This is a genomic window from Floccifex sp. (assembly GCF_051873495.1).
Classification (GTDB): domain Bacteria; phylum Bacillota_I; class Bacilli_A; order Erysipelotrichales; family Erysipelotrichaceae; genus Floccifex.
Map to the genome: position 1 here is coordinate 1 of NZ_JBJEEX010000031.1, position 2798 is coordinate 2798.

Below are 2798 nucleotides of genomic sequence, written 5' to 3' on the forward strand. Positions count from 1 at the left end.
ATCAGCGTGTTTGAAGGAGTGCGTTTGGAAGGACGTATGGAAGGCAATGCTGAAGGTCGCTTGGAAGAAAAAATAGCAATTGCACGCAACCTCAAGTCGATGGGCATGTCTATTTCCGACGTCTCAAAAGCCACAGGCTTGTCGGAAGAGGGAATCAAGGTATTGTGAATATATTGTAATTCCATTATCATTGTGAATGTAATTAATTATCAATGTAAAACAATAAGATACAAGGGAGAGGATTATCCATTTCGCTTAGTATGGTTTGATGAATATAATGCGGAAGTGATGATTTCTACAGTTATTCTCAGTAACCAACTCTTTAGCTCAGAAGGGACGTGGAGCGATTCTTTGGCAGAATATATCGACAACAAGATTATATATTATGTTGATGAAGGTGAAATTATTGAATCAGATAATTATTTACAACAATTATTGAAAACAAATATATTATGATAAGATACCAATTTTTTCCTCGCTCTCGAGGCGTGACGGATGAAATACAGAAAGTTATTGACTGCTTCAAGGTTGTTGAATGTGAAATTGATTCAACAACGAATAACCTTGTCTCAAATGATGTGCTTGCAAAGGTGCGACCGTTTTTGGAAAAACAAGATTATCGAGTTGAGATTGGCAAAACCTTAGATAAGAAGATAGATGTTCCTGTCTTATTTGGCAATGACAATATCATTGACAAATCTTTTTATGCAGATGCCATTAGTAAGGATGGGAGGATTGTTATTGAAGTCGAGGCAGGACAAGCGACAGAGAACCATAGATTCTTGAAAGATATTTTTGAGGCATGTATGATGTTTGATGTTGATTACCTTGTACTTGCCGTTAGAAATATTTATCGCACTCATGATGATTTCTCTCGGATTTACACGTTTCTAGAAACGTTATATATATCCAATCGACTTCAATTGCCATTAAAAGGCATTCTTCTTATTGGATACTAAATGAAATAATTAAATTTATATAGCAGCCGTGATTTTCTTCAAAAAATAAATTAGACACTTTCGTGACATTTTCATAAAAAGTATCAAATAATTTGGAGGATCGATTTTTTGTCACTAATTTTGCATTATGATTTCTGCTACATGCAGGGATTTGAATTTTTAAGAAGATAAAAATTATAAGAGCAAAAAAAAATGACAAAGACAATTAGCTTTTCAACAGTGGGATTAAAATTTCACAAAGACCAGAATGTAAATATTGACGATTATATTTCATCATTAATCGGCAAAACAGTGATACTGCAACACGACACTGACAACATTGACAGTCATGCCATCGCTGTGACTCTCGATGGTAAAATCATTGGCTATGTAAGGAGAAATGACATAGATGAAAATAATATCTATGGGTATATTATGGGATGTTATCACCATAGCCATGTCGCAAAATTTGTTGCCGCTTCCTCGATGTACAAATCGATAATCACCGAGGTGAACTTTAGCGACATAACTCCAATGACAGAAAAAGAAGAGCCCATTGAATTTTATTGGGGAATTGATGCATTTAAGCCTGAACCAATCGAGGAATGGCGCGAACTGAAGAGGGTGATGAATTCGATGCTGACTCTATTGCATCTGAAAGCTTGCAATGTGTCGAACATGCGTCCACTCATAGACATATTCAAGAATCTCGCAGTATTGGGGTATTCCAGGGAGTTTTATGACGACAGGCAAGAGTTGTATCGTATGCTCGGCGATTGCGCTGACAAGGACGTGGCAAAAATGCAAATTGAAGTGGCAAGTATAAGTACAACAATTTGTGATAACGGCAATAGGATTAAATCTTACCGAAATATATGTCATGAAATTGAGAAGATTATTAAGCATAACTTGGAGAGTGGCAGCGTCAACATTTTCAGGAAAGACGTGGAAATAATGATAAATAAAATGCCTAAGGATTTTAGGGTCAACATGAATTATGAAATGACATTTCACAATTTCCTCTATTATAAGAAACTGCCACGAAACATATTATTAAATTATTTATATGTTATTGTATTGAATGGAATGATTAATAAAGACCAAAGCAATCATGACTCCATACGAAACTATATTGTGGGACCATATAAGGACGAATGGATGGCTCATATCAGGGATTCGATAGATGGCAACAATATAACAATTATAGGATGCACAATGAGAGCATACGTCAATTGCGGCGTATTGTCGTATGCACCCTACAGGCAAATGGTGAACACATTCGGCAATATTGGCAACGATGACTCCTATCACAAAGGCTTTAATAAATATGAAGACAAAAATTTAAAGGCTTACTATGATTATATGTGCAATATTATTGAATCGCGTAAGAAGAACCATATGCTGTTAAAAAAGTAGAATAGGTTTTTTATAGGTTTTTCATCGGGTATTCATCGGTTTTTCATCGGGTTAAGTTTAAACTTTACGAAAACGGTTCATTTTGTAGAAGAAAAATATGCGATATTCATTAGTTGATATTACCTTTGCATCGAAGGAATGGGATATCTACTCCCTCAACATCTATTATATTACTAATTAAAAACAATACATTATGAATTACTTAGAAATTGAATCAGAAATCGAGGCGCGAAAAGGCCTCGCTGAGGGAATCCGCAGAAAGATGGCGGATTATGAAAAGAGTATTAACAGGATTTCAAAAAGTCTATTCGACTTGTCGATTAATGGCACTATCCCAAGGGCCTCGGCGTTGCATCTGATGCTTGGAGCAGCACAATGTGTCAACCAAGTGGTGAGGATTATGGAGGAGGCAAGGGATTTGTCGGAGAAATGCGTGATGATGCC

At 36.0% G+C, this 2798-nt stretch carries 3 protein-coding genes; all 3 read left to right on the top strand.

From position 1 onward, the window contains the following. Positions 1-452 precede the first annotated feature (452 nt). Positions 453-959 (top strand): hypothetical protein, encoded by a 507-nt coding sequence (locus ACI313_RS01890; RefSeq protein ID WP_439755148.1) that lies wholly within the window; start codon positions 453-455, stop codon positions 957-959. A 192-nt stretch (positions 960-1151) separates the two neighbouring features. Then, on the top strand, positions 1152-2354 hold the full coding sequence (locus ACI313_RS01895) for a hypothetical protein (RefSeq protein WP_439755149.1): 1203 nt from the start codon (positions 1152-1154) through the stop codon (positions 2352-2354). Positions 2355-2547: 193 nt separating this feature from the next. Then, a partial coding sequence (locus ACI313_RS01900) for a hypothetical protein (protein ID WP_439755150.1) occupies positions 2548-2798 on the top strand: 251 nt, incomplete at its 3' end.

Bases quoted from the DNA above. Each gene is read 5' to 3' on its own strand.
- ACI313_RS01890 (WP_439755148.1), top strand. From the start codon at position 453: ATGATAAGATACCAATTTTTTCCTCGCTCTCGAGGCGTGACGGATGAA.
- ACI313_RS01895 (WP_439755149.1), top strand. From the start codon at position 1,152: ATGACAAAGACAATTAGCTTTTCAACAGTGGGATTAAAATTTCACAAA.